Origin of the sequence: Egibacter rhizosphaerae (assembly GCF_004322855.1) — a bacterium.
Classification (GTDB): domain Bacteria; phylum Actinomycetota; class Nitriliruptoria; order Euzebyales; family Egibacteraceae; genus Egibacter; species Egibacter rhizosphaerae.
Window position 1 is genome coordinate 88,552 of sequence record NZ_CP036402.1, and the last position, 15,364, is coordinate 103,915.

12 protein-coding genes are annotated in these 15,364 nt (G+C 72.3%); 7 read left to right on the forward strand and 5 right to left on the reverse strand.

Going from position 1 to position 15,364, the window contains the following annotated elements:
* Positions 1 to 63: 63 nt before the first annotated feature.
* On the reverse strand, positions 64 to 3,054 hold the full coding sequence (locus tag ER308_RS00410) for an AfsR/SARP family transcriptional regulator (protein ID WP_165491695.1): 2,991 nt from the start codon (positions 3,052 to 3,054) through the stop codon (positions 64 to 66).
* A gap of 184 nt (positions 3,055 to 3,238) precedes the next feature.
* On the opposite strand from ER308_RS00410, the gene ER308_RS00415 reads away from it, so the two are divergent.
* From ER308_RS00415 to ER308_RS00430, 4 genes are all read left to right on the forward strand, one after another.
* Positions 3,239 to 4,327, forward strand: a complete 1,089-nt coding sequence (locus ER308_RS00415; RefSeq protein ID WP_131153182.1) for a methyltransferase domain-containing protein — start codon at positions 3,239 to 3,241, stop codon at positions 4,325 to 4,327.
* On the forward strand, positions 4,324 to 4,734 hold the full coding sequence (locus tag ER308_RS00420) for a nuclear transport factor 2 family protein (protein WP_131153183.1): 411 nt from the start codon (positions 4,324 to 4,326) through the stop codon (positions 4,732 to 4,734). The genes ER308_RS00415 and ER308_RS00420 overlap by 4 nt, the downstream gene beginning before the upstream one ends.
* Positions 4,735 to 4,801: 67 nt before the next feature.
* The gene (locus ER308_RS00425) at positions 4,802 to 5,836 is read left to right on the forward strand and encodes a phosphotransferase family protein (RefSeq protein ID WP_131153184.1); all 1,035 of its coding nucleotides are present in this window, start codon (positions 4,802 to 4,804) and stop codon (positions 5,834 to 5,836) included.
* Between the two features lie 2 nt (positions 5,837 to 5,838).
* On the forward strand, positions 5,839 to 6,651 hold the full coding sequence (locus ER308_RS00430) for a class I SAM-dependent methyltransferase (protein ID WP_131153185.1): 813 nt from the start codon (positions 5,839 to 5,841) through the stop codon (positions 6,649 to 6,651).
* 60 nt (positions 6,652 to 6,711) lie between these two features.
* Here ER308_RS00430 and ER308_RS00435 read toward each other — a convergent pair whose 3' ends face one another.
* The gene (locus ER308_RS00435; protein WP_131153186.1) at positions 6,712 to 7,278 is read right to left on the reverse strand and encodes a TIGR03086 family metal-binding protein; all 567 of its coding nucleotides are present in this window, start codon (positions 7,276 to 7,278) and stop codon (positions 6,712 to 6,714) included.
* A 183-nt stretch (positions 7,279 to 7,461) separates the two neighbouring features.
* Between ER308_RS00435 and ER308_RS00440 the strand changes: the two genes are divergently transcribed.
* The gene (locus ER308_RS00440) at positions 7,462 to 8,712 is read left to right on the forward strand and encodes an endo-1,4-beta-xylanase (RefSeq protein WP_131153187.1); all 1,251 of its coding nucleotides are present in this window, start codon (positions 7,462 to 7,464) and stop codon (positions 8,710 to 8,712) included.
* 117 nt (positions 8,713 to 8,829) lie between these two features.
* Here the strand turns inward: ER308_RS00440 and ER308_RS00445 are convergent, their stop codons facing one another.
* Both ER308_RS00445 and ER308_RS00450 read right to left on the reverse strand, forming a co-directional pair.
* Positions 8,830 to 9,537, reverse strand: coding sequence for a Bax inhibitor-1/YccA family protein (locus tag ER308_RS00445; RefSeq protein WP_131153188.1), 708 nt, complete (start codon positions 9,535 to 9,537; stop codon positions 8,830 to 8,832).
* Positions 9,538 to 9,619: 82 nt separating this feature from the next.
* The gene (locus ER308_RS00450; protein ID WP_131153189.1) at positions 9,620 to 11,632 is read right to left on the reverse strand and encodes an ABC-F family ATP-binding cassette domain-containing protein; all 2,013 of its coding nucleotides are present in this window, start codon (positions 11,630 to 11,632) and stop codon (positions 9,620 to 9,622) included.
* Between the two features lie 69 nt (positions 11,633 to 11,701).
* Between ER308_RS00450 and ER308_RS00455 the strand changes: the two genes are divergently transcribed.
* Both ER308_RS00455 and ER308_RS00460 read left to right on the forward strand, forming a co-directional pair.
* Positions 11,702 to 12,106: a hypothetical protein gene (locus tag ER308_RS00455; protein WP_131153190.1), complete on the forward strand. Its 405-nt coding sequence runs from the start codon at positions 11,702 to 11,704 to the stop codon at positions 12,104 to 12,106.
* A gap of 268 nt (positions 12,107 to 12,374) precedes the next feature.
* Positions 12,375 to 14,714 carry an HD family phosphohydrolase gene (locus ER308_RS00460; RefSeq protein WP_131153191.1) on the forward strand — a complete coding sequence of 780 codons (2,340 nt, stop codon included), beginning with the start codon at positions 12,375 to 12,377 and terminating at the stop codon, positions 14,712 to 14,714.
* A 186-nt stretch (positions 14,715 to 14,900) separates the two neighbouring features.
* Here the strand turns inward: ER308_RS00460 and ER308_RS00465 are convergent, their stop codons facing one another.
* Complete coding sequence (locus ER308_RS00465; RefSeq protein WP_131153192.1) at positions 14,901 to 15,338, reverse strand: hypothetical protein; 438 nt, start codon at positions 15,336 to 15,338, stop codon at positions 14,901 to 14,903.
* Positions 15,339 to 15,364: the final 26 nt, after the last annotated feature.

Below are 15,364 nucleotides of genomic sequence, written 5' to 3' on the forward strand. Positions count from 1 at the left end.
CCACCCGAGCCGAACCGACCGGCCTCGCACGGACCGGCTGCGCACCGGTCCCACCGGGATCCCTCAGGGCCCGGTCGGTGCCGCGCGGGCCGGCGACGGGGTCTCGCCGCCCAGCACCTCGGCGCTGGCTGTCAGCGCCAGGTCGACGGCCTGTGGCCCGTCGAGCCCCGCTCCCTCCTCGGCGAGAGCCCGGAAGGCCTCCGCACCGAGCCGTTCGGACAACGACTCGCGCGCGTGTTCGACCCGCACGGCATCGGCGCCGAAGGGTGGCGCCGGGGTTCCCGCTCCGTGCACCGCCCCGGAGAGTCGAGCCGCGGGTTCGTCCGCTCCGAGGCGGACCAACAACGGGACGAGGTTGCGCAAGGTCGTCCACTGATGGATCCAGTCACCCGCGCGGCGCCAGTGGTGGATGACCTCGGGGAAGGCGGACAACGCCTCGTGGGGGGACTGGTGGCGCGCACGCAGGGCGATCAGGGCGACGCGCGACACCCCTTCCAGATAGCGGTCGTTCACGGGCCGGGCGAGCGTGATCGCGCGCTCGAGGAGCTCGAGGGCTCGATCGGGTTCGGCGTCGCCGCAGGCCTCGGCCTGCACGTAGAGGGCCCATCCCCGCATGTTGGGACTTTCCAGGGCCTCGGCGGCCTCCCACTGCCGCGCGGCCGCTTCGAGCGCCGCCTCCCGGTGGCCTCCGTACACGAGCGACAGGACATCGTGCATGCCCATCCAGACGGCGGAGTAGGCGTCGCCGTCGCCCTCGGCCGCCGCCAGTGCCCGCTCGGTGAGCGCCCGGCACTCCTCGAGCCGTCCCTCGTACAGCGCGACGGAGCTGAGCACACGCAGCGGCACGAAGAGCCCGGGCACGCCGCTCGACGCCTCCTCGAGCGCGCGCTCGGCCAGCTCGCGCGCTCGGGTGAGGTCCCCCGCCTGGCTCAGACCGTGGGCGACGACCCCTCGGACCAGCGGCAGCAGGCGATGATCGCAGACGCCCGCGAGTTCCGCGGCCTCCGAGGCCCATGCGGACACCTCGTCGCGGAGCCGCCAGCGCGCGAAGACGTAGAGGGCAGCGGCGAGGCGCAGCGCCAGATCGGAGTCCTCGTGCTCGATGGCCCAGCGATGGGCTGCCCGCAGGTTCGCGAGCTCCGCTTCCAGCACCGCCACCGCCTCGGCCTCGCCGGGTCCGCGGACCTCGACGTCGGCCCGCTCGGCGAGGGCGACGAACCACACGGCGTGCCGCTCCCGAAGGACGTCCTCCTCCCCCCGGGCGGCCAGCCGCTGCACGGCGTACTGCCGCAGCGTCTCCAGAAGGCGGTAGCGAGCCGGGTGGGCGTCCCGGTCGACGGCGACCATCGAGCGGTTCACGAGACCGGTGAGCAGTCCCGCGATCCGTTCCGCGCTGAGCTCCTCGTCGGCGCACAGGCCTTCGGCCGTCGCGAGGGTGAACCCGCCCACGAGCACCCCGAGCCGGTCGAAGAGGCGCTGTTCCGCCGGATCGAGGAGCTGGTACGACCACTCGACGACCGCGTCCAGGCTCCGGTGTCGCGGATCGGCACGCGGTCCGTGGGTGAGGAGCCGGAACCGCTGCCCGAGGCGACGAGCGATCTCCGCGGGTTCGAGCGCAGGGACGAGGGCGGCGGCGAGCTCGATGGCCAGCGGCAGACCGTCGAGCTGTCGGCAGATGTCGGCCACGGCCGCCGCGGTCGCGTCGTCACCGCTGATGTCGGCCCAGTGGCTCGTCGCCCGGTCCCAGAAGAGCCGTGCGGCGGGCGCGTCCGTGTCTTCACCGCCCATCCGGTCCGCGGGCAGTGTCAGGGGAGGTACCAGCCACATTTGCTCCCCGTCGACGGCGAGCGGTTCCCGACCGGTCGCGAGGAGCGAGATCCCCGGCGCGTTGCGCAGCAGGTGCTCGGCGAGCCGCGCGGTCGCCTCGACGACGTGCTCGCAGTTGTCCAACACGAGGAGGAGGCGCTTGCCCGCGAGCGCGGCCACGAGGCTGTCGGCCACGTCGCGGTGCGCCTGCTGATGCACCCCCAGCACCGTCGCGACGGTGTGTCCCACCGCGCCGGCATCCGCGGGAGCAAGGTCACACCACCACACCCCGTCGGGATAGCGGTCGGCGACGGTGGCCGCCGCCTGGAGGGCCAGGCGGGTCTTGCCGACCCCGCCCACCCCCGTGAGCGTCACGAGACGGCCCCTGTCGAGCAGGCGGCGGACGGCCTCGGTCTCGTGCTGCCGTCCGACGAAGCTGGTCACCGGCCGAGGGAGGTTGCCCTGTGCTGATTCGGCATCCTCGCCGGTGCGCGCCGGGGTCGCCGGGGGCGTGACGCTCGGTGCCTGGCGCAGGATGTCGGCTTGCAGTTGTTGCAACGACGGGGACGGCTCGAGCCCGAGGTCGTCGGCCAGCCGACCGCGCAGCCGCTGGAACACCGACAGCGCCTCGGTCTGCCGTCCGGCCTGAGCGAGGGCGGTCATGAGCTGCGCGTGCGGCCGCTCTCGCAGCGGGTTCGCCCGTGCGAACGCGTCCAGGTCGGCGACCACCCCCGTGTCCCCGGTTGCCAGCCGCGCCGCGAACGCGTCCTCGATCGCGCCCAGGCGCAGCTCCTCGAGGCGCACCGCCTCGGGGCGCGCGAAGTCCTCGTCCGCGACCTCGGCGTACGCGCGTCCTCGCCAGAGGGCGAGGGCCTCGGCGAGGCCTGCGGCCGCCTCCGCCGGCGCCTGTTCGAGCTGGGTGCACGCGCGGGCCACGAGCCGCTCGAAGCGCCGGGCGTCGACCTGATCGTCGTGAGCGAGCAAGCGGTACCCCTGCGCGTCGTACTCCAACACCGTCGCGTCGCCGAGCACGCGTCGAAGTCGCGACACGTAGGTGTGCAGCCCCGCCGGCGCACTCGGCGGCGGCGCGCCGTCCCAGAGCACGTCCACCAGCCGCTCGGCGCTCACGTGGTACCCGCCCTGGACGAGCAGCACCGCGAGCAGGCGCCGCTGCATCCGGCTGCCGATGCGCAGTCGCCCGCCGTCATCGTGGGCGACCTCGATCGGACCGAGGACCCTGAAGTCCATGACGCCTCCCCGCGTGGAACCGTGAACGTAGGGCGCCCGGTGGCCCGGAACAAGGGGGCCGGGAACGGCGCGAGCGGGCCGCAAGCGGGCCGCAAGCGACGCGCGAGCAGGCCCCGGGACGCTGTCATCGCCGCCGCCGGACAGGCGCGACGGCGATCGACCCATCGACGCGAAGGGGCACCTCATGAGCATCGAGACAGTCGGCACCGGCCACACGCCCCTGGACGAGTCCAAGGTCGAGGCCTTCGCCGGACAGGTCATCAGTGACATCGGCACGGTCCTCGCCGGTGCCACGGTCTACATCGGACACCACGCCGGGCTCTACACGGCGATGGCGGACGGCCTCCCGGTCGACCCGCACGAGCTCGCCGAGCGTGCCGGGGCGCATCCGCGGTACGTGCGGGAGTGGCTGGGCGCTCAGGCGGCGAGCGGCTACGTGGAGTACGACCCGCAGCGGGGGGCCTACCGGCTTCCGCTCGAACACGCGGCGGTCCTCGCCGAGCCGTCGAGCCCCGCGTACCTGAGCGGGGCGACAGACGCGATGGCGGGGATCTGGGCGGCCGCCGGGCCGGTCGCCGACGACTTCACCGCGGGCGAGGGTGTGCCGTGGCACGCACACGACGCGCGTCTCTTCTCGGGCACCGAGGAGCTGTTCCGGCCGGGCTACGAGACCTTCCTCGCCACCGAGTGGATCCCCTCGCTCGACGGCGCGGAGGCGAGGCTTCGGGCCGGTGGGCGGGTCGCCGACGTGGGCTGCGGCCACGGGGTGTCGACGGTCGAGATGGCCAAGGCGTTCCCGGCGTCCCGGGTGCACGGGTTCGACGCGCACGACGCCTCCGTCGCGACCGCGCGCGAGCGTGCCGCCACGGCGGGAGTGGCCGACCGCACGACCTTCGAGACGGTCCTGGCCACCGAGCTGCCCGGTGACGGGTACGACCTCGTGTGCTTCTTCGACGCACTCCACGACATGGGTGACCCCGTGGGGGCACTCGTACGCGCTCGGGAGGCGCTCGGTCCCGACGGTGCGGTCATGCTGATCGAGCCGTTGGCAGGCGACCGCGTCGAGGAGAACCTCACGCCGGTCGGCCGTCTCTTCTACGCGGCCTCCACGCTGGTCTGCACCGCCAACGGGATCGCGCAGGGCAACCACCCGGTGCTCGGCGCGCAGGCCGGGGAGCAGGCCCTGCGGGACGTGCTCGCCCAGGCCGGGTTCACCCGTGTCCGCCGCACCGCGGACGCACCGGTCAACATGGTCCTGGAGGCGCGGCCATGAGCGGCACCCGAGCCACCGCCGATCTCGCGGCCCGGTACCGAGTGGCCGTGGAAGCCGATGATCCCCGCGTCCTCATCCCGCTCTACGATCCGGGTGCCCTGCTGGACGTCCACGTGCCGCACTGGCGTTTCCAGGTCGAGGGCCGGCGGCCGATCGCCGAACAGGTGTGCGTCCTGCCCCGGCCGGGACGGTTCACGACGTTCGACGGCGAGGCGACCCGCGATGGCCTCCTCGTGCGCTTCGAGTGGCGCCAGAACGGGCCCACCGGCGACGCGCTCGTGCGCCAGCTCCACGCGTGGCGGCTGCGCGACGGCCGCATCACCGAGCACCTCGTCTTCTGCGCCGGCGTGTGGGACCGGGAGCTGCAGCAGCGGATGGCCGTCGAGGCCCCACTGGTGCGCCCGTGATGACCCCGAGCTTGACGCCGTGGCTGCCGTCGGACGACGATCACGGAAACGAGCGAGGCGAGGGCCCGTGAGCGCGCAGCCGGACGGTCGGACCCACGTGCGCCGGGTCGCGGCGAGCATCGAGGAGATCCTGGGCCCGGGTGCGCACCGTGAGCCCTTCGTGCATGGCGACGGCAAGTCCGGGGTGCGGATGGAGCGCGTCGTGGTCGACGGGCAGCGCTACGTCCTCAAGCACCTTCACGTGGCCGACGACTGGATCATGCGGGCGACCGGCGACCTCGCCGGTCGCCCGATCACCCTTTGGCGCCGCGGGCTGCTCGACCGACTGCCTGACTGTTTCGACCACGCGACCGTCGGGGCCGCGTGGGACGACCGCCCCGAAGGACGCGGTGCGGTCGTGGTGATGCGCGACGTGGGCGAGTGGCTGCTGCCCGAGGGGGACGTCGAGATCCCCCTGGACGCACACCTCGCCTTCGTCGACCACATGGCCCGGCTGCACACGACGTTCTGGGGGTTCCGCGACACCGTCGGCCTGCTCCCCCTGTCCCAGCGGTACGTGTGGTTCGGGCCACACCTGGCCGACGTCGAACGCGCGCGTGGCAGCACCGCGGCCGTGCCCACGCGGCTCGTCCCCCAGGGGTGGGATCGCTTCGCCGAGCGCGCCCCCGACGCCGCACCGGTCGTCCTCGCGCTCCTCGAGGACGCCTCGCCGCTCGTGCGCGGGCTCGCGAGCACGCCGGCGACGCTCCTCCACGGCGACTGGAAGGCCGGCAACCTCGGTCGCGACCTCGATGGGCGGACGATCCTCCTGGACTGGGCGGTCACCGGGGCCGGTCCGCCGTGCGCGGAGATCGCCCACTACGTGTGCCTGAACCGGGCGCGCCTGCCCCAGTCCAAGGACGCCACCCTGCGCGCGTACCGGGAGGCACTCGAACGGCACGGGATGGACACGGGTCCGTGGTGGGATCGCCAGTGCGCCCTCTCCCTGCTCGGGACCCTGCTGATGTTCGGCTGGGAGAAGGCGTGGGGCGAGGACGAGGGGGCTCTCGAGGATCTCGCGTGGTGGAGGGCGCGAGCGCTCGACGGTGCCCGGGAGTTGTGACGGTGCGCGAGGTCGGGCCGGACCAACGCCTCGCCGACGAGGTCCGTGCAGCCTATGAGGGCTCGGCCGAGGCCTGGGCGAACGGACCCGCCTCGATCTACCGGGGCATGGCCGCCGCTCTGTTGGCGACGACGCCGCGACCGCTGGCCGGGCGTCTCGTCCTGGATCTCGGGGCGGGTACGGGGGTGGCGTCGGACGCGCTGACCGAGGCGGGAGCGCACCCGGTCGGGGTCGATCTCGCGCACGCCATGCTGGCGCACCGGCGGGCACGGCGGCCTCCCGGCGTGGTCGCCGACGCCCTGGCGCTGCCGTTCGCCGAGGCGACTTTCGACGCCGTCGTCGCCGCGTTCTGCCTGAATCACGTGCCCGATCCCGCGACGGCGCTTGCCGAGTGCCGCCGGGTGACCCGTCCCGGCAGCCCCGTGCTCGCGAGCACGTTCCCGAACGACGTCGAGCACCCCGCCAAGCCGGTCGTCGAAGCCGTCCTCGAGCGGTTCGGGTACCGGCGTCCGGACTGGTACCGGACGTTCAAGGACCACATCGCGGCGCTCACCGGCGAGGCCGAGGCCTTCGCCGGAGCCGCGGTCGCCGCGGGGCTCGCGGACCCCCGGGTCGAGCGCGTGGAGGTCGACGTGGGACTCGACGATCCGGAGCGGGCAGTCGAGTGGCGGCTCAACATGCCGCACACGTTGGGGTTCGTGGCGGGGCTCGAAGCCGGAGCCCGGCGGCGGCTCCGCGCCGAAGCCGTCGCGGCCCTCTCGTCCCGACTGCCCTCGTCGGTGGTCATGCTGGCGCTGCGAGCGCGCGCGCCCTGACGGCACCGGGCCGCGCGAGGCCTCACGGCCGTCGGCCCAGGAGCGCGATCAGGCGAGGTCTCACGGCCGTCGGCCCAGGAGCGCGATCAGGCGGTCCGACGCGCTCGCGTCCGGCCCGACCTCCACCGGCGGGGCGAAGAGGCCGCTGGCAGCGAGCCCCTCGGCATGCGGCGCCCACCGTTCGTACAAGTAGGTGGCGATGTCCTCGGGCACGGTCCCGTCGTGGCCGAGGGCCCGCGCGAGGTCCCAGCGGTGCACGACGAGGTCGGTTAGCCGTTGGGCGAGGTAGGTGGAGGCGTCGAGCTGGCCCATCGAGGTGTGCACGGTCCCGTCCAACGCCCCCTCCGCCCCGACCGCCCGTCGCTCGGCCTCACCGGCCTCCTTCCACGCCTCGTGCGGGCGCGGGCCGAGGACGTCGCCCTCGTAGCGCTGCCCCACCTCCTCGAGCGTCTCGCCCCTCAGCAGGTGCGGTGCCCACAGGGCCTCCGCGGTCAGGTGGTTCACGAGGCCGCGCACCGACCAGCTCTCGCAGGGGGTCGGCCGCGGCCAGTCCTCGGAGTCGACATGCTCGATCGACTCGTCGAGTGCGCCGAGCGCTCGGTGGTGGAACCGGACCAAATCAGCCATGACGAATCCTCCCGGTCGCGTCTCCCCTCCCGTTTCCGCGATCGCGACTCGTCACGCGTTCGCTCCGCCACGCGGCCCGGGGTCGCCCGCCTTCGCGGACCTCTTGACGCCCGATCGGCGTCACCCGAGAATTCGCAGTGTTTTGTTGCTGACCGAAACATACTGCAAGCGAAAGGAGCCGACATGCAGCGACATCCGACGACACGGCGCCGTGCTCGCAGCCGCGCGGTATCGACACTCCTCGCGTTCGCGCTACTCACCTTCGCGGCCGCCCCGGCGTTCGCGCACGCGCCGGGCCCGGGGCATGGTCCCGGGGACGAGGGCGGCCCGCCCGGTCAGGGCGACGGCTTCGTCCCACCGGGGCTCGACAAGAAGGACTCGCTGAGCTGGGCCGCGCCCAAGGACTTCAACATCGGCAGCGCGGTGGCCGGAGGGGGCCATCACCAGGACACCGACGAGCCGGAGCCGTTCCGCACCGACCCGCAGTACCGGCGCATCCTGGCCAAGGAGTTCAACTCGGTCACTCCCGAGAACCAGCTGAAGTGGGAGATGGTCCAGCCCGAAGAGGGCGAGTTCGACTTCGAGAGGGCCGACGAGATCATCGCGTTCGCCGAGCGCCACGGACAGGACGTGCGCGGCCACACCCTGCTGTGGCACAGCCAGAACCCGGAATGGCTCGAGGAGGGCGAGTTCACCGACGACGAGTTGCGTGACCATCTCCGCGACCACATCCACACCGTGGTGGGCCGTTACGCCGGCCAGATCGATCAGTGGGACGTGGCCAACGAGGTCTTCGACGACGGCGACCCGCCCCAGCTGCGCACCGACGAGTCGATCTGGCTGGAGCGCTTCGGCATCGAGATCGTGGCGGATGCCTTCCGGTGGGCCCACGAGGCGGACCCCGAGGCGGAACTCTTCCTCAACGACTACAACGTCGAGGGCATCAACGCGAAGAGCGACGCCTACTACGACCTCGTGCAGGACCTCCTCGCCGACGACGTGCCGATCCACGGCTTCGGCGCACAGGGGCACCTCGGGCTCCAGTACGACATCCCCGGTGACGTCGAGGAGAACCTGGAGCGATTCGACGACCTCGGACTCGCGACCGCGCTCACGGAGGTCGATGTCCGCATGGAGCTCGAGAACGACGAACCCACCGAGGAGCAGATCGCGACCCAGGCCGAGTGGTACGAACAGCTCCTCGACGCCTGCCTGGCCGTCGACGGCTGCGACTCGTTCACCGTGTGGGGCTTCAGCGACCAGCACTCATGGGTCCCGCACTCCTTCGAGGGCGAGGGCGCTCCCCTCATCATGGACGAGGACTACGAGCGCAAGCCTGCGTACTTCGCCCTGCGCGACCGCCTGCACGAGGCGCGGCCGGGACACTGGCCCCACCCCAGGCCTGGTCCTTGGTCATCTGACCACGGCGGCTAGCACCGCCACGAGCAGCGCCTTCGAGGTGACGGCACCTCGAGGGCGGTCGCGCACGGCGGCGTGCCGTGCGCGACCGGTCGACCGGCGACCGACTGAGCGACCGCCCGAACCGCCTGCTTAGTCGCGGCCCATCACCAGCAGGAGCACGTACCAGAAGAGGAGCGCGACCGACGAGAACAGGTGCATCGCCGCGGGCACGACCAGCTCGGGCGGGAACTGGTGGTAGATGCGTTGGGTGTCGTAGAGGATCGCCGCGCCGGCCAGGCCGACCATCGCCACGGCGAACCACGTGCCGAGTGCCGCGCCGAGGAACACGGACCCCACGATGAGCGCGATCGCGATGAAGAAGCCCCACATGAGGATGCCGCGCAGGAACGAGAAGTCCTTGCTGGTCTTAATGGCGATCGCCGAGAGGACGACGAAGGCGATGGCCGACAGCTGCGCGGCGGTGGTGACCGCTCCCGCGGCCTGCTCGATCGTGGTGACCAGGAAGAGCAACGGCGCGAAGATCGTCGCGTTCGCGGCGATCAGCAGCGCGTAGGCGCCGTACGCGGCACCGGTGCTGCGCGCCGAGTAGGACAGGCGCGTCGCGAGCCAGCTCACGATCATGAACCCACCCAGGATGATGAGCCAGCTCGTCCCCGCGACGAACTCGAAGAGCGCCTGCGCGACCCCCGTGTCGAACATCCACCACTGCAACACGATGAACGCCGCGATCCCGCCCACCAGGTGGGCGGGATCGCGGCTCATGAATCCGGTGCGGACCCCCGGGGCCGCCTCGGACACTGGCCGTGTTGCGGTGGCGCCGCCTCCCATGTCGCTCATCGTGCGATCCCCTCGTCTCGTTGACGGTGGTGCGCGCCCGAAGGCTCAACGGGCCTTAGGACGATGATACATGCCGCGCTGCTCACCCCGTGGCGAGCTCGGCCTCGGCCTGCTCGAGCTCGGTGGCGGTCCGCTCCCACGACTCCAGGAGCTCGGCGACGCGCTCCGTGGCGAGGTGGTGGCTCGTGGTGAGCTCGCGGACCCGCTCGCCGTCGTCGTACACCTCCGGGGACGCGAGCTCGCGCTCCAGACGGCGCTCCTCGGCCTCGGCCTCCTCGAGCTCGGCCTCCACGCGCGTCAGCTCCTCGCGCAGCACCTTCGTCGCGCGGTAACGGCGGTTGCGACGCTCCGCCTCCGCGCGTTTGCGCGCGGCCTCCTCCTCCCGGCCCTCCGTCGACCGCCGGACGGGCTGAGGGGTGGTCGCGTGGCCCTCCCCCATCGCGGCCGCAGGAGATGACCCGTCCGTGACGGCCTCCATGCCCGCCGCCGCGTGACCACCCCGCCGCGCCAAGTACTCCTCGTACGTGAGCGGGTGTAGCACGGCGTCGCCGTCGCGCACCTCGACGATCGCGTCCGCGACCGAACGGATCAGGTGGCGGTCGTGCGTGATGAGCACGACCGTCCCCGGGTAGGCCACCAGCGCCTCCTCCACCACGTCGCGAGCGGCGACGTCGAGGTGGTTGGTCGGCTCGTCCATGCAGAGCAGGTTGACCGGGTCGCTCATCAGCTTCGCGAGCGCGAGCCGAGCCCTCTCGCCCCCGGACAGGACCCCGACACGCTTGTCGGCGTCCTCCCCCGAGAACAGGAACCCACCCAGCACGCTCCGCGGGTTGACGCGTCGGGTGTCGACGGTGGCGGTGACCTCCTCGAGGGCGGTGCGCGTCTCGACGAGCTGGTCGAGGGCGTGTTGCGCGTAGTACGCCACCCGCACGTTGTGCCCGTAGACCCGCTCCCCCGCGTCCGGGTCGAGCACCCCGGCCAGCAGCTTGAGCAGCGTCGACTTCCCCGCGCCGTTCGGTCCCACCAGCGCCACCTTCTGGCCCCGTTCGAGGACCAGGTCGAGCGCGCCGTAGACCGTGTGATCGCCGTACGCCTTGGCGACCTGCTCCAGGCGCACGACGTCGCGGCCCGACCGCGGTGGCTCGGGGAAGCGGAACGAGAACCGGGGCTGGTCGTCGACCGGTTCTTCGATCCGCTCGGTCTTCTCGACCATCTTGATGCGGCTCTGGACCTGCTTCGCCTTGGAGGCCTTGTACCGGAACCGGTCGATGAAGCGCTGGTCCTGCGCGAGCTTGCGCTGCTGGTTGCGTGCCGCCTTGCGTTGCTGTTCGCGGCGCAGCTCGCGTTCGGTGACGAACGTCTCGTAGTCGCCGACGTACTCGGTCAGGCGACCACCGCTGAGCTCGCCGATGCGGTTGCAGGTCGCATCGAGGAAGTCGCGGTCGTGGCTGACGATGAGGACCGCCCCAGGGTAGCCCGCGACGAACTGCTCGAGCCAGCCGACGCTGTCGAGATCGAGGTGGTTGGTGGGCTCGTCGAGCAGCAGCACGTCCGGTGCGCTGAGCAGGAGGCGGGCCAGGGCGATCCGCATCATCCAGCCGCCGCTGAAGACCCCGACGTCACGGGTCATCTCCTCGTCGCGGAAGCCGAGGCCGGCCAGCACCTTGCGGGCCCGGGCCTCGAGCTCGTAGCCGCCGCGGAGCTCGAACGTCTCCTGCACCCGCGCGTAGGTGGCGAGCAGGTCGTCGGCGTCCTCGCCGCGCTCGGCGGCGTCCGCGATGCGTTGCTCGAGTGTTCGCAGGCGCTCCTCGAGCGCCGTGAGATCGCCCGCGGCCGCGATGGTCTCCTCGAGCACCGAGCGGCCTCGCGTCTCGGCCACGTCCTGGCGCAGGTACCCCACGACGGTGCCCTTCGCGCGGTTCACCAGCCCGTCGTCGGGCCCGCGATCGCCCGCGATGATCCGCAGCAGGGTCGTCTTGCCCGCCCCGTTCGGTCCCACGAGCCCGATCCGCCGACCGGGGGTGAGCTGCAGATCCACCCCGGCGAACAGCTCGTTGAGGCCGTGACGGGCCGCGACACCGGACAGCGTGAGCATCGTGGGCGAGGGTAGCGGTCCCCGTCGGCACGAACCGAGTGGCCGGACCCGAGCAGTACCCTGGGCGCGATGACGCTGGCGCTCCTGCACAACTGGGTCGGCTACGCGATCGTCGGCTCGTGGGCGATCGTCGCCGGTTGGGGATTCGCCCTGCGGCTGCTGCGCTACGAGGAGACGCCGACGTTCTGGCGGTTCGTGGCGCTGGCGCAGATCCTGCTGCTCGGTCAGCTGCTCGTGGGGCTCGTCCTCCTGCTGATCGGGCGAATCCCGGTCGGCGGCAGTTGGGGGGCGGCATGGTTCGACAACGTCTTCCACATCCTCTACGGCCTCGTGTTTCCGATCGTGACGCTCGTGTTCGCGCACCGCTGGAGCCTCGAGGGGCGGCGCTCGCCGCACACGATCTTCGCGGTCGCGGGCCTCGTGCTGTTCGGCCTCACCGCACGCGCGTGGATGACGGGCGCCGGGATGGGATGAACGGGGCGCGCGGCCGCCGCGAACGATGTACTGTCGAGGTACGGTCTCGACCTCGACGTCCTGCCGGGCCGATCAGGCGCGTCTCGCAGCATGGCCTCCCTCGTGCGGGCTCGGCACCGTGCATCGTGGCCCTTCAACCGTCCCCCGTGGGCCGCGCGAACAACGGCAACGGCCGGGACGCGTCCGTCCACGGTCTCGCCGCAGGCACGCAACGCCGTCACGCATCGCCGTTCGCGTCATCGATCCTCGTGTTCCGTGAAGGAGTGATGTGGCTCCGCTGACCGGACCGGAGTGGCTGCAGCGCATCGCGGCGCTGCTATTGGCCGCGCTCGTCGTCCCGGCGATCATGAGCGTCTCCGCCTTCCTCGGGGACACCCCGATCCGTGAGGGCGAGCCGAGCCCGCGGACGGTCTTCGCCCCCGAAGGCGTCCAGATCGCCGATCCCGAGGCCACCGAGCGCGAGCAACGGGCCGCGGAGGAATCCGTCGAACCGGTGCTGGTCGACGACGAGGAGGCCCGCAGCGACTTCGTGCAGGACGTCCGCGACGTCTTCTCGCGTGTCGAGACCGCTCGCCAGGCCGGTCCGGACGACGAGGCTCCACCGGAGGAGGAGCAGGTCGAGAGCCTGGCCGAGCGCACGGACTTGCTCGACGAGCGAGGACTCGCCGCCCTGGTCGACCTCAACGACGAGCAGCTCGCCGAGGCGCGGTCCGATGCCGTCGACATCGCGCAGCAGCTCGCCCGTCAGGAAATCGAGGAGGGCGAGGTCGACCAGGTCGTCGCCGACCAGCTGCGCGGAGAGCTCGCCGTGCGCTCGTTCCCTGGGGAGGTCGGCGAGGTCGCGGTCGCGCCACTGATCGAGGAAGCGGCCCGACCCACCGTCCGGGTCGACGAGCAGGCCACGGCGCAAGCTCGCCAGGAGGCCGCGAGCGAGGTCGACGAGGTGGTGCGCGCGTTCGTGGGGGGCGGCTCGATCGTCGAGGCGGGTGAGCCGGTCGACGAGATCCAGATGGAAGCGCTGCAGCGGCTCGGTCTGGAAGGTGCAGAGCCCTGGCAGTGGGTCCTGCGGGCCCTCGCGGTCTCGTTCGTGACCGGGGCGGCCGTCGCCTTCTATCTGCGGGCGTACCGGCGCAAGGTGTGGGCCTCGTCACGCAAGCTGCTGCTGTTCGCGGTGCTCGTGACCCTGTTCGCCGCCCTCGCCGAGACGGTGGCGCTGTTCGCGCCCGACCCGACCAGCGGCTGGCTGTACGTCCTCCCGGCCGGCGCGATCGCGATGCTCGCGACGATCCTGTTCGACCCACCGGTGGGAGTGCTGTCCACGATCCCGATGGCCGTGCTCGTGGCGTTCTCGATGCCGCAGGAGCCCGGTGTTCTGGTGTTCACCATCCTGGCCTCCCTCGCGAGCGTCCCGCTCGTCTCGCGACTGTCCGCTCGCGGGGACCTGCGGAAGGCGGCGTGGCAGTCGACGCTGGTCTACATCCTGCTCGCGGTCGTCTTGGCGGCCACGTTCGGTGGACCGATCGAGATCGCCGCACTGGCGGGGCTCCTCAACGGGGTCGCCACGGCGGTGATCGTGAACGGGAGCCTGCCCTTCCTCGAGTCACTGTTCGGGGTGCTCACCGCCACGAGCCTTCTCGACCTGCAGGATCGCAACCACCCGCTGCTGCGCGAGCTGGAGCAGAAGGCCCTGGGCAGCTACAACCACTCGATCATGGTCTCGACGATGGTCGAGCGGGCGTGCCGACGGATCGGGGCCGACAGCCTCCTGGGCAGCGTCGCGGCCCTCTACCACGACATCGGCAAGGTGCGCAGACCGTACTTCTTCGTCGAGAACCAGTTCGGGATCGCGAACCCGCACGACGAGCTCCCGCCGGAGGCGAGCGCGGAGATCATCCAGGCGCACGTCGACGACGGCATCGAGATGGCCCGCTCGTCCCGACTGCCGGCCGAGGTCGTCGAGGGCATCGCCAGCCATCACGGCACCACGCGCGTGGACTACTTCTACCGCCAGGCGGTCAACGCCCGCGGTCGGGAGGAGGTCGACGAGGGCGCCTTCCGCTACCCCGGACGAAAGCCCGCGAGCAAGGAGATGGCGGTGCTCATGCTCGCGGACTGCTGCGAAGGCGCCAGCCGCGCCGCGGCGCTCGCGGACCGCAACCTCACCCGGGACGACCTCGAGGGCATCGTCCGGGGCCTGGTCACCGACCGGGTCGAGGACGGCCAGCTCGACGAGGCGAACCTCACCTTCCGCGAGCTGGCGATCGTGCAGGACACCTTCGTCGAGACGCTGGTCGGTGTCTATCACCCCCGGATCGCCTACCCCAAGCTCGACGGCGATCCCCCGACGCCCGCGGGCGCCTCGCACGGGAGTACCGGCGGGACGCCCGCCGAGGAGAGGGACGCGGGAGACGCGGATGCCGGGCCGGAGTCGCCGGGGGTCGAGGCCACCCGGGATCCCCGGGCGACCAACGCGCCCGAACCGGCCGCCGACCCGCCCCGCGCGGCCGCGAACGGGCAGTCGGTCGGTGCTCGGGACGGCGATCCGGTGCGGGTCTCCGACGAGGACGCCACCGACAGCGAGCAGGACACCGACCGCGGGCGGGGCTGACGACCGGCAGCCGGGGCTGACGACTGGCGGCCGGGGCTGACGAGCCGACCGCCAGGTGTGGGCGCCAGCGCCCCCCACGGGCAGCACAAGTGTCCACAGCGTGCGGGATATGCGGCCATCGCACACCTCGGAACCGAGGGCGTGGACGCCACGGGCACCTGAAGCCGATGGATGAGTCCACACCGGCTACGACCCGGGATCGCCCCGCAGTGGGCCGATGGGTGTGAGGAGCCCCGCGAGGAGCCCCACGGCGACCAGCGACAGCACCCGCCACCCGAACACGGGGACGCTCGCGGGATCCCCGAGGCTGGCCAGCAGCGCGTAGGCACCGGCGGCGACGAACCCGGCGAGGACCCCCGCGATCGCCGGGCGCGATGCGCGGCGCAGCACGGGCCGCGCGGCAGCGCCACCGGGCAGCAAGCCCGCGACCCACACGACGACGTCCCAGCCGCCGCCCGCGGTCGCCGGCCCCGCAGTCAGCGCCGCCGAGAGCACACCGAGCACCACGACCCCGACCGTGTGGAGGAACGCCAGCATCAGCCCGGCCAGCAGCGCGACGCCGATCGGGCGGCGTGCGAGCGGCGGTTCCTCGGCGGCACCGTCCTCCGTGGACTCGTCGGACACGCTGATCAGGCCAGTCGACGGGTGCG

Bases quoted from the DNA above. Each gene is read 5' to 3' on its own strand.
- ER308_RS00410 (WP_165491695.1), bottom strand. From the start codon at position 3,054: ATGGACTTCAGGGTCCTCGGTCCGATCGAGGTCGCCCACGATGACGGC.
- ER308_RS00415 (WP_131153182.1), top strand. From the start codon at position 3,239: ATGAGCATCGAGACAGTCGGCACCGGCCACACGCCCCTGGACGAGTCC.
- ER308_RS00420 (WP_131153183.1), top strand. From the start codon at position 4,324: ATGAGCGGCACCCGAGCCACCGCCGATCTCGCGGCCCGGTACCGAGTG.
- ER308_RS00435 (WP_131153186.1), bottom strand. From the start codon at position 7,278: ATGGCTGATTTGGTCCGGTTCCACCACCGAGCGCTCGGCGCACTCGAC.
- ER308_RS00440 (WP_131153187.1), top strand. From the start codon at position 7,462: ATGCAGCGACATCCGACGACACGGCGCCGTGCTCGCAGCCGCGCGGTA.
- ER308_RS00445 (WP_131153188.1), bottom strand. From the start codon at position 9,537: ATGAGCGACATGGGAGGCGGCGCCACCGCAACACGGCCAGTGTCCGAG.
- ER308_RS00450 (WP_131153189.1), bottom strand. From the start codon at position 11,632: ATGCTCACGCTGTCCGGTGTCGCGGCCCGTCACGGCCTCAACGAGCTG.
- ER308_RS00455 (WP_131153190.1), top strand. From the start codon at position 11,702: ATGACGCTGGCGCTCCTGCACAACTGGGTCGGCTACGCGATCGTCGGC.